This is a genomic window from Pseudomonas sp. MTM4 (assembly GCF_019355055.1).
GTDB lineage: Bacteria > Pseudomonadota > Gammaproteobacteria > Pseudomonadales > Pseudomonadaceae > Stutzerimonas.
Genome location: NZ_CP048411.1, coordinates 2,168,088 through 2,195,000 on the forward strand (window position 1 = coordinate 2,168,088; position 26,913 = coordinate 2,195,000).

Consider the following 26,913-nt stretch of genomic DNA (forward strand, 5'->3'; position numbering starts at 1 on the left):
AGCTCGCTCTATATAAAGGCGCACGGGGTCCAGCGGCGTCACCAATCCAGCTGCAGACGGCTTTCGAACCGGCGCGGCTCGCCAGTCAGCGGATCGCGAAATTCCAACCCGCGCGCCAGCAGTTTGAGCGGCTTGGAATAGTCGTCTTGATCTCGGCGCCCACGCTCGATCAGCTCAGGATAGAAGGGATCGTTGCAAATACCGGCGCCCAGCGTCGCCATTTGCAGGCGCAGCTGATGCTTGCGTCCGGTGACCGGATACAACGCGTAGCGCCAGAGTTCGCCACGCCGCTCGAGCACCTCGATACGCGTCTCGCTGTTGGGCTCTCCGGCGCCCTTTTTCATCAAGAAGAACGGCTCGCCATCGACCATGTGCAGCCGCTCCTGACGCGGGAAATTCAGATCGGGCAGCGCCGGGCAGATCGCTTCGTAACGCTTGTCTATCTTCCGCTCGCGAAACAACGCCTGGTAGCGGCCACGGCTTTCCGGATTGGTGGAGAACAGCACCAGCCCGGCGGTCAGCCGGTCGATGCGGTGGATAGGCACCAGATCGGGATTACCCACGCGCTTGCTCAGGCGCGCCAGCAGCGTTTCGTTGACATATTCGCCGGCCGGCATCACCGGCAGGAAGTGCGGTTTGTCGGCCACCAGCAAGTGCTCGTCAAGATGCAGCACCTGCTCCTCGAAGGGGATCGGCTTTTCATTCGGCACTTCGCGAAAGTAATGAATCTTTAGCCCGGCTCGATAGGGATGCGTCACCGCCAATGGTTGTCCATCCGCGCCCAGCACACGCCCTCTGGCGAAGCGATCTGACCAGATGTCACGATCGATCGCCGGGAAATGCGCGCACAAGCAGTCGAGCACGGTGGCCCAATCACCTTGGGGCAGATGAAGGGTGCTGCGGGCTTTAAGGGCAATAGCGGACATGACGGTGCGTACGAGCGGAAAAGGCCAACGATGATACCCGACCGCCGCGAGCGCTCCGACATCGATGTCCGACCAACTTGATTAGCCACAGCTGTCGATTTGTATCGCTACCAGTCGACCATTCGAGAGCGCATCGAAATCATCGATGGCCAGTTCACTCGTCCCGCAACCGGAGGCCCACGATGCACAACCATCCGATCGTTTCCCGCCAGCAGTGGCTGGCCGCCCATACCGCGCATCTGCTCAAGGAAAAGCAGGTCACTCATCAACGCGAGGCGCTCGCCGCCGCCCGTCGCGAATTGCCCTGGGCGCTGGTGGACAAGCACTACGCGTTTCAGGACGCAAGCGGCCCGGTAGGTTTGGACGAACTATTCGAGGGTCGCAGCCAACTGATCATCAAGCACTTCATGTTCGGCCCCGACTGGCAGGAAGGCTGTGTGGGTTGCTCGTTCGAGATGGATCACCTGCAGGGCACGCTGGTGCACCTGGCCAACCACGATGTCAGCGTCGTCGCTGTGTCGCGGGCGCCTTTTGCCACGCTCGACGCGTTCCGCCAACGGATGGGCTGGCCGATCCGTTGGGTATCGTCTGCCGGCAGCGATTTCAATCGCGACTTCCACGTCTCGTTCGATCCCGAGGACATCGTCGACGGCAAGGTCTTTTACAACTACAGATGGGAGCCGTTCGTCTGTGAGGAGCTGTCGGGTTTCAGTGTGTTCTATCGCGACGAGGATGGGCGCATCTTCCATACCTTTTCGGCTTACGGGCGCGGTGCGGAGGAGTTGCTGGGTAGCTATGTGCTACTCGACATGACACCCAATGGCCGCAGCGAGAACGGGCCGCAACACAATCTGACCGATTGGGTTCGCCATCATGATCGCTACGGCAGCGGCGACACCGTCGATATCACCGGACGAGCCCGACCAGGTGATGCCACCGCCTCTGCCGGCTGTTGCCATCAGGTAGACCCTCAGTGAGCCAGTGGAAGCATCGTGGACCGGGCCGGACGGTGCTCCGCTTCAATCTCACAGAGAGCGACGCCGAAGCAACACCGGTGGGCTGAAGCCCACCCTACGGCGATGCATGACAAGCTGAGGCATGGTGGCCGGCCCGCCCTGCAACGCTGAAGCCGGCGAACCCTGGCGGGGTCGCCCTGTCCAGACAAGAACACCCAGCGCCGAGGCCCCGTCCCGGCTGCCCGGCCGTTTCCAGTCAAATCAGGCGAGATACCCATGGCAATGACAGTTGGCGACTATCTGATCGAACGTCTCTACCAATGGGGCGTTCGTCGCATCTATGGTTATCCCGGCGATGGCATCAACGGCGTATTCGGCGCGCTCAACCGTGCCAACGGGAAGATCCGTTTCCTCCAGGCGCGGCACGAAGAGATGGCCGCATTCATGGCCTCGGCTGACGCAAAGTTCAATGGCGGTCTCGGGGTTTGCATCGCCACCTCTGGTCCGGGCGCGACGCATCTGCTGACAGGGCTCTACGATGCGCGCATGGACCACATGCCGGTGTTGGCGATCGCCGGGCAACAGGCGCGCACGGCCATGGGCGCGCACTATCAGCAAGAAGTCGATCTGGCGTCGATGTTCAAGGACGTCGCCGGCGCATTCGTGCAGCAGGCCAGCGCACCGGCTCAGGTCAGACATCTGGTCGACCGGGCGATTCGCACAGCGGTAGGTCAGCGCACGGTCACTGCGATCATCCTGCCCAACGACCTGCAAGAGATGGAGTACAGCGAGCCGCCACGGGCTCACGGCGCAGTGCATTCCGGCAGCGGCTATACGCGGCCCAAGGTGGTGCCCTACGAGGTTGATCTCATACATGCCGCTGAAGTGCTCAACGCCGGCGAGAAAGTAGCGATCCTGGTTGGTGCCGGTGCGCTGAATGCCACCGATGAAGTCATTGCGGTAGCGGAAAAGCTCGGTGCCGGCGTTGCCAAGGCGCTGCTGGGCAAGGCGGCGATACCGGACGATCTGCCCTGGGTCACCGGCTCCATCGGCCTGCTCGGCACCGAGCCGAGCTACAAGCTGATGACCGAATGCGACACCTTGCTGATGATCGGTTCGGGCTTCCCCTATTCCGAGTTCCTGCCCGAGGAAGGCCAAGCGCGCGGAGTGCAGATCGACCTCAAGGCCGACATGCTGAGCATTCGCTATCCAATGGAAGTGAACCTGCATGGCGACTCGGCCGAAACCTTGCGTGCGCTGTTGCCGCTGCTTCAACAAAAGGCCGAGCGCACATGGCGAGACGAGATCGAGAAATGGCGCGCCGACTGGGACGAAACCCTGAAAAAACGCGCCATGGTCGCGGCCGACCCGATCAACCCGCAGCGCGTCGCCTTCGAGCTATCGCCGCGCCTACCAGACGCGGCTATCGTCACCAGCGACTCGGGCTCCTGCGCTAACTGGTACGCGCGTGACGTCAAGCTGCGGCGCGGCATGATGGGTTCGCTGTCCGGCGGGCTGGCCTCAATGGGCGCGGCGGTGCCCTACGCCATTGCGGCCAAGTTCTGCCATCCGGACCGTTCGGTAGTGGCCATGGTGGGCGATGGCGCGATGCAGATGAACAACATGGCCGAACTGATCACCGTCGCCAAATACTGGAAGGAATGGCAGAACCCGCAATGGATCTGCTGCGTGTTCAACAACGAAGATCTCAATCAGGTGACTTGGGAACAGCGGGCAATGGAAGGCGATCCGAAATTCGAAGCCTCGCAGAACATCCCCAACGTGCCGTACTACCGCTTCGCCGAATCGATCGGCCTGAAGGGGATCTACGTCGACCGTGAGGACCAGGTCGCCGCCGCCTGGGATGAAGCCTTCGCTGCTGACAGGCCGGTGCTGATCGAATTCAAGACCGACCCCGACGTGCCGCCGTTACCTCCGCACATCAAGCTGGAGCAGGCGAAGAAATTCGTCACCACGCTGCTGCATGGCGACCCGAACCAGCGCGGCATCATCAAACAGTCGGTCAAGCAGGTGCTGAGCAAGGTGATGCCGGGGCAGGACAAGGATAAGGAGTGAACCTATGCTGGACGCCGCATGGCGCTGAGCAATGCGGCACGGCAAATGGATACTGATCAGAAGGAGCTGTACCGCTCGCCGTTCCCTTGGTCAATCGGCCCGCCGCCGGGCGCAGCGGGCCGCTGCGATCAATCTTCCCTGTCGTGGGTCATTTCCCCAGTCTTGCCATCCATCTTGAATTCCCAGGTTTTGCCGTCGGCCTTGGTGCCTTCGCCTTCCCAGGAATTGTTATCGGCATCGATCGAATGGAGCATGGTGTAGCCGGCAGCCTTGGCTTTTTCCACGGCCTGTTCGAGCGTGATCCAGTCAGCGCCCGGCTTGTCCGCCAGCGCGACCCCGCTGGCGCCTCCGAGAATGGCGATGGCAAGAGCTGCGGTCAGTTTCTTGTGATACATGAGCGTGATCCTCGTGATGATTCATCGATGCGAGCCGCAACCAAAGCTGTGTGAAAGCTACTGCGCTTTCACACAGCTGGTAACGCGGCCCCTGTTGAATACGAGGTCCGCAGTCAGCAAAGGGTTCCTTACAGCCCGTCTGCCATGGGCGACGAGACTGTGTCAGCGCTTGTCGATGGAGACGATAGCTGCCTCGTCGCCCTCGCTTTGAAAGCCGATCCGGACCGCATCGCCCACAGCCAGACCCTCGAGCTGTTCCGGCCTGACTTGAAAACCCATAGTCGAAGCCGGCCACTTCAGCGCCGGGACCGGACCATGGGCGATGGTCACCACGCCTCGCTCGCGATCCATGGCCTCGATCGTGCCGGTGGCGCGCATGACCGGTTCTGAGACCATTTCGGTGGCGGGTCCGGCGTCAATATCCGGCGATTGCGCCGGCGTTGCGGGTTTGAGCAAATCCTCCGCCAGCGCCGGCTGGACGAGCAGCGCCAGGCTTAGCGTGACGCAATGAAGCGGCTTCATGACAGACCTCCCGAAACAGGTGGACGTACGCGCATTGGACAATCGGCCCGCATCTATTGCTGCTAGCGAATGTGTTTTCGCCGGGCGCGCTCGTTCAGCTTGGCGTAAGCCGCGGCTCGTAACCTGTGAATCGTCAAAACCCACACAGGAAAACGAAACATGAAAACACTGACTACGCTGATCACTGCCGCCACCCTCGCCCTCGGCGCCAACCTGGCCATGGCCCGCGACCTCGGCCCGGACGAAGCGCTCAAACTGCGCGACGCCGGCACCATCCAGTCGTTCGAGAAGCTCAACGAAGCCGCGCTGGCCAAGCACCCCGGCTCTACCATCGAAGAAACCGAGCTGGAAGAGGAATACGGCCGCCACATCTATCAGCTTGAATTGCGCGACGACAAAGGTGTGCAATGGGACATGGAACTCGACGCCAAGACCGGCGAAGTGCTCAAGGACCATCAGGACGACTAATGCGTGCCACCCTCTTCCTAGCGACTCCCTTGGCTCTGCTGCTCGCCGCCACCCCGGCGGCGAGTCGCGACCTCGATCAGGACGAAGCCCTGCGGCTACGCCGCGAGGGGCTGATCATGCCGCTCGAAGCGCTCTTGCAGCGCGCCATGGAGCGCTATCCGGGAGCCCGGCTGTTGGAAGCCGAGCTGGAGGAAGATGACGGCATCTATGTTTATGAAATCGAATTGCTGACCACCAACGGCATCGCTCGCGAGTTGGAAATCGACGCGCGCGATGGCCGTCTGATCAAGGATGAAGAGGACTGATGCGCCTGCTACTGGTTGAAGACAGTGTGCCACTGGCAGACGAACTGATCGCCAGCCTCACCCGCCAGGGCTATGCCACCGACTGGCTGGCCGATGGTCGTGACGCCGATTACCAAGGTAGCAGCGAACCCTATGACCTGATCGTTCTGGACCTCGGTCTGCCCGGCAAGCCGGGGCTCGAAGTTTTGCGTGCCTGGCGCGCGCGCGGCTTGGCGACGCCAGTGCTGATCCTCACCGCCCGCGATTCCTGGGCCGAACGCATCGAGGGGCTGAAAGCCGGCGCCGACGATTATCTGACCAAGCCCTTCCACCCCGAAGAATTGCTGCTGCGCATCCAGGCGCTGTTGCGCCGCGCCCACGGTGTGGCCAACCAGCCGCTGTTGCAGGTGGGTGGGCTGGCGTTGGACGAAGCACGCCAGCGCTGCAGCAAGAACGGCAAGGACATCGACCTGACCGCCGGCGAGTTTCGCCTGTTGCGCTATTTCATGCTGCACCCCGGTCAGCTGTTGTCCAAAACCCAACTGGCCGAGCATTTGTACGACGGTGAAACCGAGCGCGACTCCAATGTCATCGAGGTGCACGTCAACCGCCTGCGCGGCAAGCTCGGCCGCGAGCTGATCGAAACCCGTCGCGGACAGGGCTATCGCTTCGGCGGCGCGCCTTGAAGTCGATTCAGCGCAGCCTCAGCCTCGGGCTGGTTTGCGCCCTGCTGCTGGTCGGCCTGCTGCTGGTGCAAAGCAGTCTGTGGCTGTTCGAGGCGGGTTTGCGGCGCAACCTGGCGACCGATCTGCGCGAAGAAACCGAAGGCCTGCTGATCGCGGTAGTCCAGGGCACCGAGGGCTTCAAGCTGGACTCGAGTCGGCTGAACCCACGTTATCAGCGGGCGTTTTCCGGTCACTATTTCCGCATCGAACTGCCCGAGCGCAGCTGGCGATCGCGCTCGCTGTGGGACGCCGAACCGGCCTGGCCAACGCGCAACGGCTTGGCCAGCGACCTGGTGGATGGCCCGCAGGAACAGCGGCTGCTGGCCTATCGCGCCGAATATCGCCGCGACGGCCAACGCATCGTCATCAGCGTCGCGCGCGACTACACGCCGATCCTCAAAAGCTTCGCTCAGGTTCGGCTTGGCGGGCTGGGGCTGATCGTCGTGGCGCTGCTGGCGTTCTTGCTGTTGCAACGCTACGCCGTGAAGCTCGCCATGCGTCCGCTGGAACGGGCGCGCCAGCAGATCGCACAGCTGCAGCAGGGCCAGCGCCAGCAACTTGATATCCAGGCGCCAATCGAACTGCAGCCGCTGGTGGAGCAGATCAATCACCTGCTGGCACACACCGACGACACCCTCAAGCGCTCCCGGCACGCCCTGGGCAATCTGGGCCACGCGTTGAAGACACCGCTGGCGGTGCTCGGCAGCCTCACCCAGCGCGAGGAGCTGGCAGCCCATCCGCGACTGCAACAGGACCTGACGGAACAATTGGCGCAGATCCAGCAGCGCGTCTCCCGCGAGCTGGGCCGCGCCCGTCTGGCCGGCGAGGTGTTACCCGGCGCCTACTTCGATTGCCGCGAAGAACTCGCGCCGCTATTCGAAACGCTGAAGATGATCCACCGCCGTGATCTCAATCTGCATTGGCAAACACATCCGGATTGCCGCCTTCCCTGGGACCGCGAGGACATGCTCGAACTGCTCGGCAATCTCTTGGACAACGCCTGCAAATTTGCTCGCTCGGAAGTGCTGCTGAGCATCGATCAGACGCCGGATGGCTATCTCATTCAGGTAGAGGACGACGGACCGGGAATCCCTGCCGACCGCCGCGAAGCGGTGCTGGAGCGCGGCACTCGCCTGGATGAGCGTGCCGAGGGGCATGGTCTGGGGCTTGGTATCGTGCGGGATATTCTGACGGCCTGGAACGGCCGGCTATCGTTGGAGCAGAGCGATCTGGGCGGGTTGCGTGCGTGCATCCACCTGCCGACGCAGCAGCGTGGGCGAGGTTAACCGGGAGTCTAAGAACAGCGGATGAAGCGGGGAGTCACTGCGCGCGGGCCAGCTCGTTGCGCATGTCTTCCAGAATGGTTTCGACCAATAGACCGTTTTGTACCTGCCGACCCGAGACCATTCGAATGGCTTCGGTGCCGTTGATGGGATAGCCGATGCGGACGACCAGATAGCCATCGTCCTGCGGTTCTACACGGGTTTTGTAGTCGGGAGGGAAATGATCGGCAAGGTGACGGGACAGGGTTTTCATGGATGCCTCAAGCGCTGGGTCTGACACAAAGACCCAGCAATGCGAGAGGAGATTCCGACCGCTCATCGGATGACCGTCTGTCGACAAGAAACTGTAACCTACACAGCCGTCAGGCTCGGCCCCGCTGCATCAGTATCCTTGCACGGCTGACGATGACACCGACCATGCTCGCTTAGATTGAAGTGCGACTTGAATATAGGTAGGTTCGCGCACGTCGAGCTAGGCATCCAGACGCACGGTTGCTGATGCACATGTGCTGCAAGTGCTATTCGGCCAATGCGGCGGCGCAGCGGATTCAGGTGCCGAATCTGCAGCTTTGAATAGGTGGTTGAATTGATGAGCCCGCCACACAGCACCGCGCTCCGTAGGGGCGAACTTGTTCGCCCGTTGCGGATTGGCAGATCAGCTACGGATGGAGAGCGTGCGGATTGGCCAAGTCACTGCCCCCTCGCTTTGGGTAGGAGCGAGCTTGCTCGCGAATGGATGGTAGCGGCGCGGGCATTTGTATATGGCGCCGCGCTTGAGGCGCCCCGGACCTCAGGTTTCGCCCTGCTGGGCGCCTCACTTTTTTCAAACGCCAAAAAAGTAAGCAAAAACGCTTGCCCTTGCATCCGGGTCTCGCTGCGCTCGACTTCCCTCATTCCATCCCCGTTCCGGGGGCCGGCGTACAAGGGCCATCCATGGCCCTTTACGCCTCTCGCGGCATCCATGCCGCTCGCTCCCCTACACGAGGACTCCATTCGGCCTTCTGAAAGGGGCGTTTTGTGCCGCCTGATAGGTTGTCCGCAGGCAAAGCGGCAAACTGTTTTGATGCAAAAATGGTTAAGTAGCCGCCTTAAAACCCTTAGTAGTCGCCGCAGCGCCATGGCAGGTGCAGATGGACGGGGCGCAAACAACTCTGTTCACTCGTTCCTTTCATACGATCTGTCAGACAACACCGAACCGCCCCTTTCAGTAGGCCGAGCGAAGGTGTCGCGGAAGGGGTTGAGCGGCATGGATGCCGCGAGAGCCGCGATGGGCCAGGGATGGCCCTTCGCGGCGGGCCCCTGGAGCGTCACCGGAGCGAGGGAACCCCGGCGCAGCCGGGGCCGAATGCAGGGGCAAGACCTTTTGGTTCCTTTGGGCGGGGCCGGCCATCCGGCGACTGCCAAAAGGGACTCGCCCAGCAGGGCGAAACCACTGCTTCGACCACCGACAACGCTAGGCGTCAGCTCGCAATCCCTAACTCGCCCCGCTTCGCAAGCAAACTCACCCCTAAAAAAGAACCTCGCAAACCGAGCGCGCCGGCCGCAACGAGCAGTCGCATCCACCCGTCCCAACCAAAAAAGATCCTCCGTATGCGCCTGATCCACACCTCCGACTGGCACCTCGGCCAGACCCTCCACGGCCAGGACCGCGACTACGAACACGCCCAATTCCTCGTCTGGCTGCTCGACCAGCTCGTCGCCCACCAAGCCGACGCCCTGCTCATCGCAGGCGACGTCTTCGACACCGTCAACCCGCCGCTCAAGGCGCAGGAACGCCTGTACGACTTCATCGTCCGCGCCCACGAACGGCTGCCGCAACTGGACATCGTGATGATCGCCGGCAACCACGACTCCGGCGGCCGCATCGAACTGCCGGCGCCGCTGATGAGGCGCTTGAACGCCCACGCCGTCGGCCGAATCAGTTGGGTCGCAGAAGGCCAGCTCGATCACGAACGACTGCGCGTGCCGTTACACGATGCCAACGGCCAGGTCGCCGCCTGGTGCCTCACCCTGCCCTTCCTGCGCCCAGCGGAAGTCACCGGTTTCAATACTGGCGATGACTACATGCTCGGCATCCGCCATGTCCACCAACACCTGATCGTCGCCGCCGAAGCCGCGCGCCAGCCCGGCCAGGCGCTGATCGCCATGAGCCACGCGCACATGGCGGGCGGCGCGGTGTCGGAGGAATCCGAGCGCAGCATCGTCATCGGCAATGCCGAGGCGCTGCCGGCCAGCCTGTTCCCAGAAGCCATCGCCTATGTCGCGCTCGGCCATCTGCACAAGCCGCAGCAGGTCGCCGGCCAGGCGCGCATCCGTTACAGCGGCTCGCCGCTGCCGCTGTCCTTCGCCGAGGTGAATTATCCGCATCAGGTGCTGCTGGCTGAATTCGAGGGCGATCGCCTTGAAAACGTCGAAAGCCTACCGGTCCCGCGCGCGGTGCAGATGATCCGCATCGGACGCGCGCCGCTGGCCGAAGTGATCACCGCGCTGGAGGCACTGCCTCAGGTCGGCCTGTTCAGCGAAAACCTGCCCTGGCTGGAAGTCCGAGTGCAGCTGGATGAGCCGCTGCCCGATCTGCGCGCCCGCATCGAAGCAGCGCTCGCCGGCAAGGCCGCGCGGCTGGTTCGCATCGCCAGCGAATACGCCGGCCGGCGCGGCGATGCGGATGCTGAAGTACTGCTCGGCCTAGACCAGATCACCCCGCAGGAACTCTTCACTCGCGCCTGGGAAGAACAGTTCGGCAACCCGCCGGACGAACAAGCGCTGGACGACTTTGCCAGCCTGCTACAGACCGTGGAGTTCGGCGAAGGAGACGGCAGATGAAAATTCTCGCCATCCGCTTGAAGAACCTGGCATCGCTAGCGGGCGAGCAGGTCATCGACTTCACCGCCGAGCCGCTGGCCAACGCCGGCCTGTTCGCCATCACCGGGCCAACCGGTGCCGGCAAGAGCACCATCCTCGACGCGCTGTGCCTGGCGCTGTTCGGCAGCACGCCACGCTTGGACAGCGTCTCGCCGCTGAACAAGGTGCCTGATGTCGACGCCGAAATCGGCGGTGGCGACGAACGCAACCTGCTGCGTCGCGGTTGCGGCAGTGGCCATGCCGAGGTGGATTTCATCGGTGTCGACGGCCACCGCTACCGTGCGCGCTGGGAGGTCAAGCGCGCACGCGAGAAAGTCGACGGCCGCCTGCAGGCCAGCAGCCAAAGCCTTACAGATCTGGACAGCGGACAGTTGCTGGCCAGCGGCAAGAAGCGCGAATTCCGTGAACTGCTCGAAGCCCGCCTGGGTTTGAACCTGGCGCAATTCACCCGCGCCGTACTGCTGGCACAGAGCGAATTCGCGGCCTTCCTCAAGGCCGACGACAACGAGCGCGGCACCCTGCTGGAAAAGCTCACCGACACCGGCCTCTACAGTCGCCTCGGCCAGGCCGCCTTCGAAGCGGCCAAGCGCGCCCGCGAAGCGCTGGCCCAGCTGCAACAGCAAGCCGGCGGCGTGCAGCCGCTGGAGCCCGAGGCACGCCAGGCGCTGCAGGACCAGCACAGCCAGCAGACGATGGAACTGAAAAGCCTGCAGCAGCAGCTCAAGGCACTGGAACAGCAACGTCAGTGGCTGACTGAGCTGCGACGCCTGGAAAAAGAACACAGCGTCGCGCGCGCACAGTTGCAGGAGGCCGAAGACGAGCAGGAGCGCCTCGCCGACGCTCGGCGCATCCTCGCCTTGTTCGAGCAGCTGGCGCCGCAGCGCCACCGTTTCATCCGCGCGAGCGAACTCCCGTCGTTGCTGGCAAAGACCGACGAGACCCTCGCCCGCCACGACCGCGAACACGCTGAAGTACAGCGCCGCCTCGCTGAGCTGGAGCAGACCTGCCGTGCGGCGACCGAGACACTTGAAGCGGCCGAACAGGGACTCAAGTCCGCTGAACCGGCGCTCGCCCAGGCGCGGCGTGAAGAAGAACGGCTCAGCCACTTCGGTAATGATCTGCGTGAAGCTCGCGAGCAAGCCGAGCAGACTGAAGCCGCCACCCAGGCTGGGGAACTGAAACTCACCCAGCTGCACCAGCAGCAGAAACACGCCGCCCAGCAGCTCGACGCCCTCGGTGAACAGCTCGCCCGCAGCGTCGAGCTGCAACCACTGTGCGCGGCCTGGAACGGCTACCGCCCGCGCCTGCAACAGGCCGTGCAGATCGCCGCCCGTTTGCGCCAGGGCCGCGCGGAACTGCCGGCGCTGGAAGCCGCCGCCCGCACCGCCGAAGCAGCCCAGGCGACCACGCGCCAGGCACTCGATGCGTTGCAGGCGCAGATCGGCGGTGAGACCAGCGAGCAACTGGCTCAGCTTACGACGCAGCTTGAGGGCTGGCGCGCAGCCGAGCGCGAGTTCGAAACCCTGCAGCGTCTCTGGTCGCGCCAGCAGCAGCTCGTCGCTCAGCAGCGCAGCCTGCAAAGCGAACAGAGCCGCCAGCAAGGCGAACTCGAGACGCTGACCCAGGCCGGCAAGGTCGCCCGCGTTGAGCGCGACGACGCGCAAAAGGCACTGCAGTTGGTGCAGGCTCTGCTGGAACGCCAGCGCTTGGCCCGCAGCGCCAATGTTGAGGCCCTGCGCGCCGCGCTGGTACCAGGCGAGCCGTGTAACGTCTGCGGCAGCCTCGAGCATCCCTGGCACGACGGTCAGGCTCTGCTCGCCGCTCTGGATCAGCAGGACGAGCGCGAAGCCGAGCAGGCCCAACGGCAACTGCAGGCCCAGGATGAACGGCTACAGACGTTGCGCGACCAGCACGTTGCATTGACTGGCGAGATCAAACGGAACGCGCAGCGCCTTACGGAAATCACAGAGGAACTGGCCCAGCTCCAGCCGCAACTGGCCGCCCTATCCGCCCACGCCGACCTGCTGACCCAGGCGGAAACGGATCGCCAGCCCTGGCTCGACACCCGGCTGGCCACGCTCAAAACGGATACTGCCGCCGCCATCGCCCGTCAGCGCGAACTGCTCGCACTGCAGCAACGCAGCGAAGCCCTGCGACAGGACTGGCAGCGCACGCAGGAAATCTGCGCGCAGGCGAACCAGACGCGCGACCAGCAGTGCGACGCTATCGCCCGTGACGACGCAAGGCTCAACGAGGAGCTGGCTGAGTTCGCCAACCTGTTCCCTGCCGCGCAGCTCGAGCGCTGGCGCGAGGCGCCCGCCGATACCTTCATGCAGCTCGACGGCCAGGTCGAGGCCCGTCGACAGCAGCTTGAGCAGCAAACGGAGCTGACCGAAGTACGGCAGCAATGCCAGACCGCGCTGGAGCACGAACAGCTGCAACAGCACCATCGCCGCGAACGGCACCAGGCTTGCGCCGAACGCCTGGCCGATCTACAGACACGGGAACAGGCCTGCAGCCGGAGCCTGCGCCAAAGCTTGGGCCTGCAACCCAGCGCTCAGGTCTGGCAGCAGCAGCTGGAACAGGCGATCCAGAACGCTCGCCAGCAGCAGGCCGAGGTCGACCGGCAACTGAACGAGGCTCGACTCGAACTCACCCGCCTGGCTGGCGAGCAGCAGAACTGCCGCCAGCGCCGCGACGAATTGCTGGCCGAACGCCATGAACTGGACGAAGAACTCGCCACTTGGCGCAGCGCCCATCCCGAGCTGGACGACGCGACTCTCGCCCAACTGCTGCACATGGATGACGCCCTGCTCGAAGAAGCGCGCCAGCGCCTGCGCGACAATAGCGAACAGCTCGCACGTTGCCGCGAGCGTCTGGAAGGTTGCGGGCAGCGAATCGCCGCGCATCAACAGCAGCACGCCGAGATGCTGGATGTCGATACCCTGGAGCAGCATTTCGCTGAGCAGCAGGCCAGCTGCGACCAGGCCGAACGCCACTGCGCTGAAACCCGCGCCGCGCTGCTCGATGACGACCGGCGGCGCAACCAGAGCCTGGCGCTGCTTGGGCAGATAGAGGCGGCCAAGGCCGAGCACCAGCGCTGGGGCCGCATCGCCGCGCTGATCGGTTCGAGCGACGGTGGCGCCTTCCGCAAGATCGCGCAAGGCTACAACCTCGACCTGCTGGTGCAGCACGCCAACGTCCAGCTGCGCCAACTGGCCCGGCGTTATCGCTTAAAGCGCGGCGGTAGTCCGCTGGGGCTGCTGGTGATGGATATCGAGATGGGCGACGAGCTGCGCTCGGTGCATTCGCTCTCGGGCGGGGAGACCTTCCTAGTCTCCTTGGCGTTGGCACTGGGCCTGGCTTCGATGGCGTCGAGCAAACTCCGAATCGAGTCGCTATTCATCGACGAAGGCTTCGGTAGTCTCGACCCCGAGTCGCTGCAGATCGCCATGGACGCGCTGGATTCATTGCAGGCCCAGGGTCGCAAGGTCGCGGTGATTTCCCACGTCGCGGAAATGCACGAACGCATTCCTGTGCAAATCCAAGTACAGCGTCAGGGCAACGGGCAGAGCGGGCTGCGGATCGTGGGCGGGGCCGGCTAAGCGGCTATAAAGAAGCGGGATCGGCGGCGTGCCGATCCCGACCGGTCAACGCACCAACGGCAACATGCCCTTGAGCACATCATCGCGCCGTACGTAGTGATGCCAGAGGGCAACGGCGGCATGGCCGAGGATCATGGCGAAGAGTACGTATTGGCCGAGGAGATGAACGTCCTTCGCAACGCTACGAATGTCCGATGAGAACGGTAGCGGTCCGATCTCTATCAACCAGAACAGGTTGATCGGCTTGCTGCCGAACAACAGGCCGGAAATCGGCATCATTAACAGCAATAGATAAAGCAGGCCGTGCCCGGCCTTGGCCGCGAACTGTTGCGCCGAAAACTGCTGGGGTTCGAGCTGTTGCGGGGGAACCTTGCGGCCGCGATAGAACAAGCGCAGCAGTGTTAACGCCAGCACCAGCACTCCCAGCGACTTGTGCAGAGTAAATACGTTGCCCTTGCCGCCGAGTAGCGATGCGAAATAATCCGCGCCGTAAGGCAACGCAATGATTGCTAGCACCAGCAAGGCGCTGAACCAATGGAACAGGATCTGTATGGGGGTGAAACGTGCGGTAGTCATCCAGGCCTCGTGAGCATGCCAAGCGCATCGATGTGCGACGGGGAAAAAGCGCGGCGATTTTCGCTCAAATGCCGGAAAGACCCAAGCCAGAGCGGTGTCGCGATGTAACCAGAATGATTTGTGCTAAAGCGAACCCGCGAACGCCGCTTGTGGCCACGCCCCGAAGTTCGCACAAGAAAGGATGTAGCCAGCGCGCCGCTTGTGGCAGCACACCTGCCGCGACGACAGGTCATCGCGAACAGGAGGCAGCATACGAACCCAAGCTTTCAGCAAACTGTCGATAGCCCAAACAGCACCGAATCCGTCGCCATGCCGCGAATCCGTCCCGCCGCCGAACATCTGTGTGCCATGAACGCGCAAGGCTTCGTGCTGCTGCGCGGCATTTTGCAACCGCAGCAGATCGAAGACGTGCGTGCCGCCATCGACCGCCTGGAGCCGATCCACTGGGATTACCAGGGATTGGTGGACGACCATTACAAATGTGTGTTCAACCGCGATCCGTTCTGGCTGGATTATCTAGATCTACCGGACGTCATCGAGCTGGCCGAAGCCTGCCTCGGCGCGGACTGCCATGTGATCGGCCAGACCGCCTGGCGCAGCCATCCAGGCTTCGTCGGCGGCGAGCTGCACGCCGATTACCTGGCGATGAAACTGCCGGAAAACCTGCTGGCCGACCCGGCCTTCGAGCTGCCGATGCAAGTCTGCACTGCACACCTGTACCTGGACGACATCGACGCCGACCTCTGCCCAACGCTGGTCGTCCCTGGCAGCCATCGCGCCGGACGCAAGCCGCATCCAGGAGAAACCGACTGGCGCGGACGCAACGCAGAGCCGGTACTGTGCGAAGCCGGCGACGTGCTGTTCTTTCGCAGCGATCTCTGGCACGCCGGCAGCCGCAACCGCACCACCGACCGCAGCCGCTACCTGCTGCAGGTGCACTACGGCCGGCGAATGGTGGCGCAAAAGTTCTCGCCCTACCTGCATTTCGCGTTCAACCCCGAGGTGCTGGCCGTCGCGACATCACGGCAGCGACGCCTGCTGGGCGAGCATGTCGCCTCTGAATACGATTGAACCGCCGTACACGGCCTGCATGGTTCCGGTGCATCGCTAGTGTCCCGTTTCGCTGCGCGCTCGACGGACCCATCCCTTTCGTATTGGAGGTAAGGTCGAACTTGTTCGGTCTACAAATTTGTAGCGTGCCAATAAACCTCTAACTATTAGCTAGCGCGTGCGAATCTCGCCACGGGCCAGGCTCTCGACCGAGTTACCCAGCGGGTCGGAGGCTCCGAGGTCGGCACCGCGTTCGCGCAAGGCGTCGAGCAGCGTCTCGCGCTGGAACAGCGCGGCGTACATGGCCGGCGTCTGGCCGGCGGCGTTGCGCTGGTCCGGATTGCACTCGGTGGCCAGCAGGCGCTTGGCGATGCGCAGCTCGCCCTTGAAGATCGCGCCCATCAGGGCGGTGTTGCCGCGTTTGTCCTCGGCGCAGGCATCCGCACCGGCCGCAAGCAGCTGCTCTACGGTGTCCGCATGGCCGTTATAAGCGGCGAGGATCAAGGCCGTGTAACCCTTTTCGTCGGCGGTGTTCAGGTCAAACCCCGCCTGGATGAATTCGTCGAGGATCGGGCTATCGCCGTGCCTCGCGGCATCGAAGAAATAATCGCGCAACTGGGCGTGTACCTGTTCGGCATCCGCCGCGATGGGCTCGCCCTGCGCCAGTGCATATCCACTACCCAGCCAGAGGGCAGCCAGCAGAATCAGGTTTTTCATTGCGTTTCTCTTCATACGAGAAGCCCGCGGCAGACGCCATGGGCCGGGGAATGGCCGGCTGCGTGGGCCGGCCGGGTGCATCAGTCTTCCAGCTCGGCGGCCAGCGCCTTGACCTTCTGCAGGTCGCCCTTGGCCACCTTGGTCAGGCCTTCGCCGTACTCGGCATCAGCCTTGTAGAAGTACGACAGCAGGTGATGGCGCGCTTCCTCGTCGGTCTTGGCCAGTTCTCCACCGAGGGTAGCGATCAGGTCTTTCTGCTCCTTGCGGGTGAAGGAACGGAACAGTTCACCGGTCTGCTTGAAGTCTTGCGTGCGGTAGATCGGCGCCTGCTGAGTGGTACCCGAGAGTTCCAGCTGGCTGTACAGGCCACGCGACTCTTCTTCACGGCTCAGACGACGGCTCGGCTGGTAGTTCACGCTGGTGGTGGTGTTGCCGCCGTTGAGCTGGCCATCCTGGTTGCCGTTGTTGACCGGCGCTTTGGGCTGGTTGATCGGCAGGCTCATGTGGTTGGCACCGATGCGGTACATCTGGGTATCGGCATAGGCGAACAGACGGCCTTGCAGCAGTCGGTCCTCGGAGGGCTCGATGCCAGGAACCAGGTTGGACGGTGCCATGGCGACCTGCTCGGTCTCTTGGAAGACGTTGTCCGGGTTCTTGTTCAGCACCATGGTGCCGATCTTCTTCGAGGGCACCAGCGCCTCGGGCCAGATCTTGGTGGCATCCAGCGGATCGAACTCGAACTTGGCCAGCTCTTCCGACTTGACCACCTGCAGGTACAGGTCCCACTTCGGATAGTCGCCGTTGTCGATGGCCGTGATCAGGTCGCGAGTCATGTGGCTGTAGTCACGGCCCTGGGTTTCCTGCACCTGCTTGGGATCAAGGTTCTTGATGCCCTGCTGCGATTTCCAGGCGAACTTGACATAGTGCACCTGGCCTTCGTCGTTGATCAGCTTGTAGGAATGCACGCTGCTGCCGTCCATGAAGCGGTAGCCGGCCGGCGTACCGTAGTTGGAGTACAGGCGGGTCAGGGTCTGGATGGATTCGGGGTGGTAGGACAGGAAATCCATCCGACGGCTGTCGTCGTCCAGGTTGGTGCGCGGGTCGGTCTTGAACGCGTGGACCATGTCCGGGAACTTGATGGCGTCGCGGATGAAGAAGGTCGGGAAGTTGTTGCCGACCAGATCCCAGTTGCCATCAGCGGTGTAGAACTTGGTGGCGAAGCCGCGTGGGTCGCGCAGGGTTTCCGGCGAGTGACTGTTGTTGGTCACTGCGGAGAAGCGCACAAATACCGGCGTGGTGGCGCCTTTGTCGAAGACCTTGGCGATGGTCAGGTCGGAAATGTCGGCGGTGGAGGTGAATTCACCGTGGGCGCCGGTGCCGCGGGCATGGACCACACGCTCCGGCACGCGCTCGCGGTCGAAGCGCTGCAATTTCTGCAGCAGTTGCACGTCCTGCAGCAGCACTGGACCGTTCGGGCCAGCGGTCTGGGAGTTCTGGTTGTTGCCAACCGGCGCACCGTTGTCGCGGGTCAGTGGAGCAGCATAGGCGGATAGTGACAGCAGGCTCGCGCAAAGCGCGCCCACTAGCGTGCGGGCAGGCAAGGCGCCTGGCAGGTAACGATTCATCTAGTCGTCCTCTTCTCATTTTGGATTGCGTCTGGGACGCGGCGAGGAGACTAGAGCGGTGCGCCGTGCAGCCGAAATTGAATAAGCGAAGCGGCGCGATAGGAAAATTCTGGTTGTTTCGCAAACGCAGGCGGTTCAGGCTCGCAACGCAACGTAAAACAAGATCAATGCACGTCCATACCCAATAGCTGCGCGCTGGCTTGCTGCTCTTGCCTTTCGCTCAGCTGCAGCTGCGTCAGATAGGCAGCCAGGGACTCTATTTCCGCCTCAGACAGTTTGTCGGCGATGCCGATCATCACCGAACCCGCACGGCTTGGCTCGTGGTTACGAAAACGCGTCAGCGCGGTGCGGATGTACTCGGCGGACTGGCCGGCCAGGCGCGGCATGGTCTCTCGACCTTCGGCATGTTCGCCATGGCAGCCGGTACAGGTGCGCTGGAAAAGTGTCGCACCCTGCTGAACCAGCGCCGCATCGCCTGCAGTCGCAGCAGGTACGACCTTCTGCTGGCTGAAATAGACGGCGATATTGACCCGGTCCTCGAGCGTCAGATTCTTCGCCAGCTTCGACATCACGTAATCGGTGCGCTCACCCTCGGCGAATTTCTCGAACGACTGGAACAGGTAAACCGGGTTCTGCGAGGCGAGATTGGGAATGTGCGGCCGCTTGCTATTGCCGTCCTCACCGTGGCAGTAGCCGCAGAACAGCGCGCGCTCCTGACCGGCTGCATAAGCCTGCTCGCGTCGCTCGGCATCGGCCATCAGGTAGTTGAAGCGCTCCATCGCCGTCTCGTTGGAGTGAGCGAATGAAGCGAAGCAGCTGAGCATCAGAACGGCGATAAAGCGCATGCGAAAAGTCCGGCACGGTGAACAGAAACTTGAATAGCCGGGACTATAAGGAGAAATACAGACGCGATACTGGCGCAAATCAATAAAGCATCACACTACGAGCCTGGAGGAGCCTGGAGCGTGAGCACTTTGAAATTGCCTACAACACCAGTCGACCGAAAGAGCCACCAGGAACTGCATCCAATGCTGCGCGCTATTGCCACATTGACCCCTCGAACAAAAACTGGAGGCAACAAAGCAAGCAATGCACACAGCCGCTTCGTATTCGACTAAAGTAGCGCCCCTTTTCGCCAGGATGAGCCGCGCACATGCTTGATGGACATGCCGAACTGACCATGACCGTATTGATGACCCCGGACAAGGCCAACTTCTCCGGCAACGTCCATGGCGGCACGCTGCTGAAGTACCTCGACGAAGTCGCCTATGCCTGCGCCAGCCGTTACGCCGGGCAGTACGTGGTGACCCTGTCGGTGGATCAGGTCAATTTCCGCCAGCCTGTACATGTCGGCGAGCTGGTGACTTTTCTCGCCTCGGTCAACTACGTCGGTACCACTTCGATGGAAATCGGCATCAAGGTCGTCACCGAAGACATTCGGCAAAAGACGGTTCGCCACACCAACAGCTGCTTCTTCACCATGGTCGCGGTCGGTGAGGATGGCCGTCCGGCCAGCGTTCCCCCTCTACAGCCGCAAACGCCGGACCAAAAGCGCCGCTTCGCCCAGGCCCAGCAACGCCGGCAAATCCGCCGCGAGCTGGAAGAGCGCTACCGTGCGATCAAGGACGACTACTGAGTTCAGTTCGCCTCATAGGGCCACTCCGCCGCTCTCAGATGGCGGAGTCGGCACGCTTTCAAAATCCCACCCTGGCGATCAGTGCTGCGTCCGCGCCTGATGGAATAAAACCTTATACACTTCGCGGCTTTTCCCCTTTGCCAGTAGAGGACTCGCCGTGAGCGCTTTACCACCCTGCCCCCAATGCAGCTCCGAATACACCTATGAAGACGGCCAGTTGCTGGTCTGTCCAGAATGCGCGCACGAGTGGTCGACCAGCGCAGCGGAGAGCGCTGGCGACGACCAAAAGGTGATCAAGGATTCGGTGGGCAATCCCCTGCAGGACGGCGATACCATCACCGTCATCAAGGACCTCAAGGTCAAAGGTTCATCGCTGGTGGTAAAGGTCGGCACCAAGGTCAAGAACATCCGTCTGGTCGACGGCGATCATGATATCGATTGCAAGATCGAAGGCATCGGGGCGATGAAGCTAAAGTCGGAGTTTGTTCGTAAGGTATAGAGCAAAGCCGAAAGCTTCGCAGCGAGGGGCGGGCCTTCTAAAATCGATGAGGTATGCACTTTTGGCTTTGGCTTTGGCTTTGGCTCTCGGCGCGATGCTTTGGGCCTGCCGGCAGGTCTACGGCCCGCTTTAAGCCAAAGCGGGCCCCCACAGCTCAAGGCGTGAGATAAGACGAGCGCGTCAGCCCCAGCCGCAGCGCGTCGATGTACTGGGTGCGCTCCTTGGCGCTGAGCCGGGCGCTGGAAACCTTGTCACGGTAGTAAGTCATCAGCTCCTCTGGCGACAGGTGCACGTAGCGCAGCATGTCCTCGATGGTGTCGTGGGTCTCGATACCGGCGTGGTAATAGCTGCCATCTTCGCGCTGGTAGACGTTCACCGAATCGGTGTCGCCGAACAGGTTGTGCATGTCGCCTAGAATTTCCTGGTAGGCACCGACCAGGAAGACGCCGAGGAAATACTCCTCCCCCGCCTGGATCTCATGCACCGGCATACTGTTCTCGATGCTCTGCTCGTCGACGTAGTGCTTGATTTTACCGTCCGAGTCGCAGGTCAGGTCCTGCAGCACGGCACGGCGCACCGGCTCCTCGCTCAGACGTTGTAGCGGCACGATCGGCAGAATCTGGTCGATCGCCCAGGTATCCGGCAGGCTCTGGAATACCGAAAAATTGCAAATGTACTTGTCCGCCAGCTTGTCGTTCAGCTCGTCGAGTACGGCACGATGGGAACGCTGGCGCGCCTTCAGCTGGTTGTACAGGCGACGGCAGATAGCGAAGTAGCTCTGCTCGGCTAATGCCTTCTGCGCCAGCGACAGCTTGCCGGACGCATACTGAGCTGCGGCCTCGCTAATGTAGTGAGTGGCGCGCCAATAGGTTTCGGTAACCATCTCCGGATCGGTCGGCCCGAGCAGATCGGCCAGCGACTGGACTATATCGGGCAATTCGTCGTAGTTCTCGATGGTCGGCGCCTCATCGTTGTGGCGCTCGAAGTCGGTCACCTGCATCACCAGCACAGCGTGGTGCGCAGTCATCGCCCGGCCACTTTCGGAGAAGATATGCGGATGCGGCAGCTCCTGCCGGTCGCAGAACTCCTTGAGCATGCCGACCACGGTGCCGGCGTATTCGTCGATGTCGTAGTTGATCGAGCTGGCATTACGCGAATGAGTGCCGTCGTAATCGACCCCCAAACCGCCGCCGACATCGATATGGTCGACCGGCAAGCCCAGCGCGCGCAGCTCGGCGTAATAACGAATGGCTTCCCGGAAACCTTCGCGGTAATCGGCTAGGTTGGCGATCTGCGAGCCCATGTGGAAATGCAGCAACCGCACTCCCTGCTCGACGCCCGCGGCGCGGAAGCGCTCGATGACAGTCAACAGCTGAGCCGCCGACAAACCGAACTTGGACTTTTCACCGCCAGTGTCGGCCCACTTGCTTGAGGCCAGCGAGGACAACCGCACGCGCAAACCAACCTGCGGAACGAGCTTCAGCTCGGCGGCTTCGTCGATGACCAGCCCTACTTCGGACATTTTCTCGATGACGATGAAGACGTTGTGTCCCAGCTTCTGCCCCATCAGCGCCAGCCGAATGAACTCACGGTCCTTGTAGCCGTTGCAGACGATGGTGCCACCTTTAGGCGCCAGTGCCAGCACCGCCATCAGCTCAGGCTTGGAGCCGGCCTCCAGGCCGATAGCGACGTTCTGCGTGGCGATAATGTTCTCCACTACCGCCTCCTGCTGATTGACCTTAATCGGATACAGCGCGGTGTACTTGCTCTGGTATTCGAGGCGCTCGATGTTGGCATCGAAGGCGCCAGTTAAACGACGCACACGGTCCTGCAGAATATCGGGGAAGCGCACCAACAGCGGTAGTGTCAAACCGGCGTCACGTAACAGCTCGATCAGGCCGGTAAATTCGATGGGCTCTCCGCTTGGCCCCTGCGGACGTACTTCGACATGGCCCTCGTCACTGATCGAAAAGTAACCGGCACCCCAGTGACGAATTCCGTAAACGCTACGGCTATCCGCTGCGGTCCATTGGCTGCCGTCATCTTTACGTGTGCGTCGTACGGGCATCTAGGCCTCCTGATATGAGATTACCTACCGAGCGTAGAGCACGGCAGAAAGCTATCCGATTGGACAGCCGGTGCGCCAAGTAATAAGCACAAAATTTGATTAGTCGGATATCGAACTCAGCCGCCGGATTTTTTGGCCGTGAATCCGAGCTTGATCAGCTCATCTAGCAGCAGTTGAACATGATCGCCCTGAATCTCGATGATCCCGTCCTTGAGCGCGCCGCCAGTACCGCAACGGCGCTTGAGCGCGCTGGCGAGCTCTTTGAGCTCCGCTTCCGCAAGGGGCACGCCAGCAACAGTCGTCACGGTCTTGCCGCCGCGCCCTTTGATCTCCCGACGCACGCGGGCGATACCATCACCTTCAGGAATCGCCTGCTGCTTGCAGATACAGGCATTCAACGGCTGATTGCAATCGGGGCAATGACGTCCTGCGTCTGTGGAAAACACCAGCCCGCCAAGACTGGAGAATGATGTGGTTTTCTTGGCCACGCGAACCTCTTGAACAAAAACCGCAGCCCCAACACACCGAGACCGCCAGAGTTCGTCAATTTAGCAGTAATTGTATTTCTCTCGAAGGATTGCTCGCGTCATTATCGGTGAACAGATTGAACAACAGTGGAACGATTTCTCAAGCATTCCGAACGATCAGTACCTGCTAAGCGAACCTTTTCAAACTCGATCTTGGGGTTGGACCTAGGGCGTCGGCATGGCTGGTGACGTTTTCGCAGGCCTTGCACAGAGCCGTCTCTACAGCTTAATAATTTCTCTGGCGCAAAGACAAACCCCGACCTTCTTACGAGGGCCGGGGGTTTGGTGTAGAAGCTTGACGATGACCTACTCTCACATGGGGAGACCCCACACTACCATCGGCGATGCGTCGTTTCACTGCTGAGTTCGGGATGGGATCAGGTGGTTCCAACGCTCTATGGTCGTCAAGCAATTCGGTTGCTGCCTCGGGATTTAGCCGCTGCAGCGAATCGGGCATGTGATGGTGTTGCTGTGTTTTGGTTCGCTTTGCGAGCGATGCGTCTTTTCGGTTTGTTTGTCGACTTCAACCGTCTGACACGCAAACATCAAATTGTTTGGGTGTTATATGGTCAAGCCTCACGGGCAATTAGTATGGGTTAGCTCAACGCCTCACAACGCTTACACACCCCACCTATCAACGTCGTAGTCTTCGACGGCCCTTCAGAAGCTCAAGGCTCCAGTGAGATCTCATCTTGAGGCAAGTTTCCCGCTTAGATGCTTTCAGCGGTTATCTCTTCCGAACATAGCTACCCGGCAATGCCACTGGCGTGACAACCGGAACACCAGAGGTTCGTCCACTCCGGTCCTCTCGTACTAGGAGCAGCCTCTCAAATCTCAAACGTCCACGGCAGATAGGGACCGAACTGTCTCACGACGTTCTAAACCCAGCTCGCGTACCACTTTAAATGGCGAACAGCCATACCCTTGGGACCGGCTTCAGCCCCAGGATGTGATGAGCCGACATCGAGGTGCCAAACACCGCCGTCGATATGAACTCTTGGGCGGTATCAGCCTGTTATCCCCGGAGTACCTTTTATCCGTTGAGCGATGGCCCTTCCATACAGAACCACCGGATCACTAAGACCTACTTTCGTACCTGCTCGACGTGTCTGTCTCGCAGTCAAGCGCGCTTTTGCCTTTATACTCTACGACCGATTTCCGACCGGTCTGAGCGCACCTTCGTACTCCTCCGTTACTCTTTAGGAGGAGACCGCCCCAGTCAAACTACCCACCATACACTGTCCTCGATCCGGATAACGGACCAGAGTTAGAACCTCAAAGTTGCCAGGGTGGTATTTCAAGGATGGCTCCACGCGAACTGGCGTCCACGCTTCAAAGCCTCCCACCTATCCTACACAAGCAAATTCAAAGTCCAGTGCAAAGCTATAGTAAAGGTTCACGGGGTCTTTCCGTCTAGCCGCGGATACACTGCATCTTCACAGCGATTTCAATTTCACTGAGTCTCGGGTGGAGACAGCGCCGCCATCGTTACGCCATTCGTGCAGGTCGGAACTTACCCGACAAGGAATTTCGCTACCTTAGGACCGTTATAGTTACGGCCGCCGTTTACCGGGGCTTCGATCAAGAGCTTCGCTTGCGCTAACCCCATCAATTAACCTTCCGGCACCGGGCAGGCGTCACACCCTATACGTCCACTTTCGTGTTTGCAGAGTGCTGTGTTTTTAATAAACAGTCGCAGCGGCCTGGTATCTTCGACCGGCATGAGCTTACGGGGTAAACCCTTCACCCTCACCGGCGCACCTTCTCCCGAAGTTACGGTGCCATTTTGCCTAGTTCCTTCACCCGAGTTCTCTCAAGCGCCTTGGTATTCTCTACCCAACCACCTGTGTCGGTTTGGGGTACGGTTCCTGATTACCTGAAGCTTAGAGGCTTTTCCTGGAAGCATGGCATCAACCACTTCTCCTTCTAAAAGAAGGATCGTCATCAGTTCTCGGCATTAAGATCCCGGATTTACCTAAGATCTCTGCCTACCACCTTAAACTTGGACAACCAACGCCAGCTGGCCTAGCCTTCTCCGTCCCCCCATCGCAGTAACCAGAAGTACGGGAATATTAACCCGTTTCCCATCGACTACGCTCTTCAGCCTCGCCTTAGGGACCGACTCACCCTGCGTCGATTAACGTTGCGCAGGAACCCTTGGTCTTTCGGCGTGCGAGTTTTTCACTCGCATTGTCGTTACTCATGTCAGCATTCGCACTTGTGATACCTCCAGCAAGCTTCTCAACTCACCTTCACAGGCTTACACAACGCTCCTCTACCGCTCATCTTACGATGAACCCGTAGCTTCGGTACCTGGTTTGAGCCCCGTTACATCTTCCGCGCAGGCCGACTCGACTAGTGAGCTATTACGCTTTCTTTAAAGGATGGCTGCTTCTAAGCCAACCTCCTAGCTGTCTAAGCCTTCCCACATCGTTTCCCACTTAACCAGGATTTTGGGACCTTAGCTGACGGTCTGGGTTGTTTCCCTTTTCACGACGGACGTTAGCACCCGCCGTGTGTCTCCCGTGCTGACACTTGCTGGTATTCGGAGTTTGCATCGGTTTGGTAAGTCGGGATGACCCCCTAGCCGAAACAGTGCTCTACCCCCAGCAGTGATACACGAGGCGCTACCTAAATAGCTTTCGAGGAGAACCAGCTATCTCCGAGCTTGATTAGCCTTTCACTCCGATCCACAGGTCATCCGCTAACTTTTCAACGGTAGTCGGTTCGGTCCTCCAGTTAGTGTTACCCAACCTTCAACCTGCCCATGGATAGATCGCCCGGTTTCGGGTCTATTCCCAGCGACTAGACGCCCTATTAAGACTCGCTTTCGCTACGCCTCCCCTATTCGGTTAAGCTCGCCACTGAAAATAAGTCGCTGACCCATTATACAAAAGGTACGCAGTCACCTAACAAAGTAGGCTCCCACTGCTTGTACGCATACGGTTTCAGGTTCTATTTCACTCCCCTCTCCGGGGTTCTTTTCGCCTTTCCCTCACGGTACTGGTTCACTATCGGTCAGTCAGTAGTATTTAGCCTTGGAGGATGGTCCCCCCATATTCAGACAAAGTTTCTCGTGCTCCGTCCTACTCGATTTCATTGATAAGAGATTTTCGCGTACAGGGCTATCACCCACTATGGCCGCACTTTCCAGAGCGTTCCGCTAATCTCAAATCAACTTAAGGGCTAGTCCCCGTTCGCTCGCCACTACTAAGGGAATCTCGGTTGATTTCTTTTCCTCAGGGTACTTAGATGTTTCAGTTCCCCTGGTTCGCCTCACACACCTATGTATTCAGTGTGTGATAACCATCTTATGATGGCTGGGTTCCCCCATTCAGACATCTCCGGATCACAGTCTGTTTGCCGACTCCCCCGAAGCTTTTCGCAGGCTACCACGTCTTTCATCGCCTCTGACTGCCAAGGCATCCACCGTATGCGCTTCTTCACTTGACCATATAACCCCAAGCAATCTGGTTACTGTCTATAACGTGAAGACGACATTCGCCGAAAATCCGCATTCTTGCTCATAAAGAGCAATTCGCAAATTTTACCTTAGCCTGAATAATCACCAGTGAAAGTGATCACTCAGTCTATTTCTATCACATACCCAAATTTTTAAAGAACAGTTCTGGCGCAAAGACCAGAAATCAATACTCTCGAACGTCCGTTCGGAGCACTCATTTCTGAGCTTTCAGCGATTATCGAGTAATGGTGGAGCCAAGCGGGATCGAACCGCTGACCTCCTGCGTGCAAAGCAGGCGCTCTCCCAGCTGAGCTATGGCCCCATCTACAGATCGGCCACATCCCATGACAATTGGTGGGTCTGGGCAGATTCGAACTGCCGACCTCACCCTTATCAGGGGTGCGCTCTAACCAACTGAGCTACAGACCCAATCGTCTCTCTCGGGTCGAAACCCAATCGCTTTTCGCTAGTGAATCAAGCAATTCGTGTGGGAACTTATGAAGAAGCTGAAGTCTTCGATTAAGGAGGTGATCCAGCCGCAGGTTCCCCTACGGCTACCTTGTTACGACTTCACCCCAGTCATGAATCACTCCGTGGTAACCGTCCTCCCGAAGGTTAGACTAGCTACTTCTGGAGCAACCCACTCCCAT

At 60.6% G+C, this 26,913-nt stretch carries 21 protein-coding genes, 2 tRNA genes and 3 rRNA genes (1 of these 26 cut by a window edge); 11 read left to right on the forward strand and 15 right to left on the reverse strand.

The genetic code is table 11. The annotated features are described in order from the left end of the window. Window positions 1-38: 38 nt before the first annotated feature. Window positions 39-926 carry an RluA family pseudouridine synthase gene (locus tag GYM54_RS09920; RefSeq protein ID WP_197445870.1) on the reverse strand — a complete coding sequence of 296 codons (888 nt, stop codon included), beginning with the start codon at window positions 924-926 and terminating at the stop codon, window positions 39-41. Between the two features lie 182 nt (window positions 927-1,108). On the opposite strand from GYM54_RS09920, the gene GYM54_RS09925 reads away from it, so the two are divergent. Both GYM54_RS09925 and GYM54_RS09930 read left to right on the forward strand, forming a co-directional pair. Then, a complete protein-coding gene (locus tag GYM54_RS09925; protein ID WP_197445871.1) occupies window positions 1,109-1,903 on the forward strand; it encodes a thioredoxin family protein in 795 nt (264 codons plus the stop codon). A gap of 255 nt (window positions 1,904-2,158) precedes the next feature. Further along, window positions 2,159-3,958 carry a thiamine pyrophosphate-requiring protein gene (locus tag GYM54_RS09930; protein ID WP_197445872.1) on the forward strand — a complete coding sequence of 600 codons (1,800 nt, stop codon included), beginning with the start codon at window positions 2,159-2,161 and terminating at the stop codon, window positions 3,956-3,958. Window positions 3,959-4,086: 128 nt separating this feature from the next. Here the strand turns inward: GYM54_RS09930 and GYM54_RS09935 are convergent, their stop codons facing one another. Together GYM54_RS09935 and GYM54_RS09940 are read right to left on the reverse strand one after the other, a co-directional pair. Continuing rightward, the gene (locus GYM54_RS09935; RefSeq protein WP_181105152.1) at window positions 4,087-4,353 is read right to left on the reverse strand and encodes a PepSY domain-containing protein; all 267 of its coding nucleotides are present in this window, start codon (window positions 4,351-4,353) and stop codon (window positions 4,087-4,089) included. 162 nt (window positions 4,354-4,515) lie between these two features. Next, window positions 4,516-4,875, reverse strand: coding sequence for a copper-binding protein (locus tag GYM54_RS09940; protein WP_181105154.1), 360 nt, complete (start codon window positions 4,873-4,875; stop codon window positions 4,516-4,518). Between the two features lie 159 nt (window positions 4,876-5,034). Here GYM54_RS09940 and GYM54_RS09945 point away from each other — a divergent pair, with 159 nt between their 5' ends. From GYM54_RS09945 to GYM54_RS09960, 4 genes are read left to right on the forward strand one after another with little or no spacing between them, the layout of a single operon-like run. Further along, on the forward strand, window positions 5,035-5,343 hold the full coding sequence (locus GYM54_RS09945) for a PepSY domain-containing protein (RefSeq protein ID WP_181105156.1): 309 nt from the start codon (window positions 5,035-5,037) through the stop codon (window positions 5,341-5,343). After that, entirely contained in the window at window positions 5,343-5,648 is a 306-nt protein-coding gene (locus tag GYM54_RS09950) for a PepSY domain-containing protein (protein ID WP_181105158.1), read from the forward strand. The genes GYM54_RS09945 and GYM54_RS09950 overlap by 1 nt, the downstream gene beginning before the upstream one ends. Continuing rightward, the gene (locus tag GYM54_RS09955; RefSeq protein WP_181105160.1) at window positions 5,648-6,313 is read left to right on the forward strand and encodes a response regulator transcription factor; all 666 of its coding nucleotides are present in this window, start codon (window positions 5,648-5,650) and stop codon (window positions 6,311-6,313) included. Before GYM54_RS09950 ends, GYM54_RS09955 begins: the two co-directional genes overlap by 1 nt. Further along, window positions 6,310-7,638, forward strand: coding sequence for a sensor histidine kinase (locus GYM54_RS09960; RefSeq protein WP_181105162.1), 1,329 nt, complete (start codon window positions 6,310-6,312; stop codon window positions 7,636-7,638). The genes GYM54_RS09955 and GYM54_RS09960 overlap by 4 nt, the downstream gene beginning before the upstream one ends. Window positions 7,639-7,672: 34 nt before the next feature. On the opposite strand, the gene GYM54_RS09965 is transcribed toward GYM54_RS09960, so the two are convergent. Beyond that, on the reverse strand, window positions 7,673-7,888 hold the full coding sequence (locus tag GYM54_RS09965) for a hypothetical protein (protein ID WP_131650928.1): 216 nt from the start codon (window positions 7,886-7,888) through the stop codon (window positions 7,673-7,675). A 1,337-nt stretch (window positions 7,889-9,225) separates the two neighbouring features. On the opposite strand from GYM54_RS09965, the gene GYM54_RS09970 reads away from it, so the two are divergent. Together GYM54_RS09970 and GYM54_RS09975 are read left to right on the forward strand one after the other, a co-directional pair. After that, window positions 9,226-10,458 (forward strand): exonuclease SbcCD subunit D C-terminal domain-containing protein, encoded by a 1,233-nt coding sequence (locus GYM54_RS09970; RefSeq protein ID WP_181105164.1) that lies wholly within the window; start codon window positions 9,226-9,228, stop codon window positions 10,456-10,458. Next, window positions 10,455-14,102: an AAA family ATPase gene (locus GYM54_RS09975; RefSeq protein ID WP_181105166.1), complete on the forward strand. Its 3,648-nt coding sequence runs from the start codon at window positions 10,455-10,457 to the stop codon at window positions 14,100-14,102. Before GYM54_RS09970 ends, GYM54_RS09975 begins: the two co-directional genes overlap by 4 nt. Window positions 14,103-14,147: 45 nt before the next feature. Here the strand turns inward: GYM54_RS09975 and GYM54_RS09980 are convergent, their stop codons facing one another. After that, window positions 14,148-14,678, reverse strand: a complete 531-nt coding sequence (locus GYM54_RS09980; protein ID WP_197445873.1) for a cytochrome b — start codon at window positions 14,676-14,678, stop codon at window positions 14,148-14,150. Between the two features lie 309 nt (window positions 14,679-14,987). Here GYM54_RS09980 and GYM54_RS09985 point away from each other — a divergent pair, with 309 nt between their 5' ends. Continuing rightward, a complete protein-coding gene (locus tag GYM54_RS09985) occupies window positions 14,988-15,749 on the forward strand; it encodes a phytanoyl-CoA dioxygenase family protein (RefSeq protein ID WP_131650932.1) in 762 nt (253 codons plus the stop codon). A gap of 150 nt (window positions 15,750-15,899) precedes the next feature. Here the strand turns inward: GYM54_RS09985 and GYM54_RS09990 are convergent, their stop codons facing one another. The 3 genes from GYM54_RS09990 to GYM54_RS10000 form a co-directional block, all read right to left on the reverse strand. Continuing rightward, on the reverse strand, window positions 15,900-16,445 hold the full coding sequence (locus GYM54_RS09990; protein ID WP_131650933.1) for an ankyrin repeat domain-containing protein: 546 nt from the start codon (window positions 16,443-16,445) through the stop codon (window positions 15,900-15,902). 80 nt (window positions 16,446-16,525) lie between these two features. Further along, window positions 16,526-18,070: a catalase gene (locus GYM54_RS09995; protein ID WP_131650934.1), complete on the reverse strand. Its 1,545-nt coding sequence runs from the start codon at window positions 18,068-18,070 to the stop codon at window positions 16,526-16,528. Window positions 18,071-18,234: 164 nt separating this feature from the next. Then, entirely contained in the window at window positions 18,235-18,915 is a 681-nt protein-coding gene (locus GYM54_RS10000) for a c-type cytochrome (RefSeq protein ID WP_181105176.1), read from the reverse strand. A 308-nt stretch (window positions 18,916-19,223) separates the two neighbouring features. Between GYM54_RS10000 and GYM54_RS10005 the strand changes: the two genes are divergently transcribed. Together GYM54_RS10005 and GYM54_RS10010 are read left to right on the forward strand one after the other, a co-directional pair. After that, window positions 19,224-19,706, forward strand: a complete 483-nt coding sequence (locus tag GYM54_RS10005) for an acyl-CoA thioesterase (RefSeq protein WP_131650936.1) — start codon at window positions 19,224-19,226, stop codon at window positions 19,704-19,706. Between the two features lie 157 nt (window positions 19,707-19,863). Next, a complete protein-coding gene (locus GYM54_RS10010; RefSeq protein ID WP_131650937.1) occupies window positions 19,864-20,205 on the forward strand; it encodes a zinc ribbon domain-containing protein YjdM in 342 nt (113 codons plus the stop codon). Between the two features lie 154 nt (window positions 20,206-20,359). On the opposite strand, the gene speA is transcribed toward GYM54_RS10010, so the two are convergent. The 7 genes from speA to GYM54_RS10045 form a co-directional block, all read right to left on the reverse strand. Continuing rightward, the gene (gene speA, locus GYM54_RS10015) at window positions 20,360-22,273 is read right to left on the reverse strand and encodes an arginine decarboxylase (protein WP_181105178.1); all 1,914 of its coding nucleotides are present in this window, start codon (window positions 22,271-22,273) and stop codon (window positions 20,360-20,362) included. A gap of 116 nt (window positions 22,274-22,389) precedes the next feature. After that, complete coding sequence (locus tag GYM54_RS10020; protein WP_181104427.1) at window positions 22,390-22,761, reverse strand: translation initiation factor Sui1; 372 nt, start codon at window positions 22,759-22,761, stop codon at window positions 22,390-22,392. Window positions 22,762-23,093: 332 nt separating this feature from the next. Then, window positions 23,094-23,209, reverse strand: a 5S ribosomal RNA gene (gene rrf, locus GYM54_RS10025). A gap of 156 nt (window positions 23,210-23,365) precedes the next feature. After that, window positions 23,366-26,253 (reverse strand): 23S ribosomal RNA (locus GYM54_RS10030). A gap of 256 nt (window positions 26,254-26,509) precedes the next feature. Further along, window positions 26,510-26,585 (reverse strand) — tRNA-Ala (locus tag GYM54_RS10035). 30 nt (window positions 26,586-26,615) lie between these two features. Beyond that, window positions 26,616-26,692 (reverse strand) — tRNA-Ile (locus GYM54_RS10040). A 91-nt stretch (window positions 26,693-26,783) separates the two neighbouring features. Continuing rightward, window positions 26,784-26,913 (reverse strand): 16S ribosomal RNA (locus GYM54_RS10045) (it continues 1,406 nt past the right edge of the window). The 16S, 23S and 5S rRNA genes sit together here with 2 tRNA genes alongside, the layout of an rRNA operon.

Bases quoted from the DNA above. Each gene is read 5' to 3' on its own strand.
- GYM54_RS09995 (WP_131650934.1), bottom strand. From the start codon at position 18,070: ATGAATCGTTACCTGCCAGGCGCCTTGCCTGCCCGCACGCTAGTGGGC.
- GYM54_RS10005 (WP_131650936.1), top strand. From the start codon at position 19,224: ATGCTTGATGGACATGCCGAACTGACCATGACCGTATTGATGACCCCG.
- GYM54_RS09965 (WP_131650928.1), bottom strand. From the start codon at position 7,888: ATGAAAACCCTGTCCCGTCACCTTGCCGATCATTTCCCTCCCGACTAC.
- GYM54_RS09920 (WP_197445870.1), bottom strand. From the start codon at position 926: ATGTCCGCTATTGCCCTTAAAGCCCGCAGCACCCTTCATCTGCCCCAA.
- GYM54_RS09950 (WP_181105158.1), top strand. From the start codon at position 5,343: ATGCGTGCCACCCTCTTCCTAGCGACTCCCTTGGCTCTGCTGCTCGCC.
- GYM54_RS09970 (WP_181105164.1), top strand. From the start codon at position 9,226: ATGCGCCTGATCCACACCTCCGACTGGCACCTCGGCCAGACCCTCCAC.
- GYM54_RS09990 (WP_131650933.1), bottom strand. From the start codon at position 16,445: ATGAAAAACCTGATTCTGCTGGCTGCCCTCTGGCTGGGTAGTGGATAT.
- GYM54_RS09980 (WP_197445873.1), bottom strand. From the start codon at position 14,678: ATGACTACCGCACGTTTCACCCCCATACAGATCCTGTTCCATTGGTTC.
- GYM54_RS09940 (WP_181105154.1), bottom strand. From the start codon at position 4,875: ATGAAGCCGCTTCATTGCGTCACGCTAAGCCTGGCGCTGCTCGTCCAG.
- GYM54_RS09975 (WP_181105166.1), top strand. From the start codon at position 10,455: ATGAAAATTCTCGCCATCCGCTTGAAGAACCTGGCATCGCTAGCGGGC.
- GYM54_RS10000 (WP_181105176.1), bottom strand. From the start codon at position 18,915: ATGCGCTTTATCGCCGTTCTGATGCTCAGCTGCTTCGCTTCATTCGCT.
- GYM54_RS09945 (WP_181105156.1), top strand. From the start codon at position 5,035: ATGAAAACACTGACTACGCTGATCACTGCCGCCACCCTCGCCCTCGGC.
- GYM54_RS09925 (WP_197445871.1), top strand. From the start codon at position 1,109: ATGCACAACCATCCGATCGTTTCCCGCCAGCAGTGGCTGGCCGCCCAT.
- speA (WP_181105178.1), bottom strand. From the start codon at position 22,273: ATGCCCGTACGACGCACACGTAAAGATGACGGCAGCCAATGGACCGCA.
- GYM54_RS09930 (WP_197445872.1), top strand. From the start codon at position 2,159: ATGGCAATGACAGTTGGCGACTATCTGATCGAACGTCTCTACCAATGG.
- GYM54_RS09955 (WP_181105160.1), top strand. From the start codon at position 5,648: ATGCGCCTGCTACTGGTTGAAGACAGTGTGCCACTGGCAGACGAACTG.
- GYM54_RS09935 (WP_181105152.1), bottom strand. From the start codon at position 4,353: ATGTATCACAAGAAACTGACCGCAGCTCTTGCCATCGCCATTCTCGGA.
- GYM54_RS09985 (WP_131650932.1), top strand. From the start codon at position 14,988: ATGCCGCGAATCCGTCCCGCCGCCGAACATCTGTGTGCCATGAACGCG.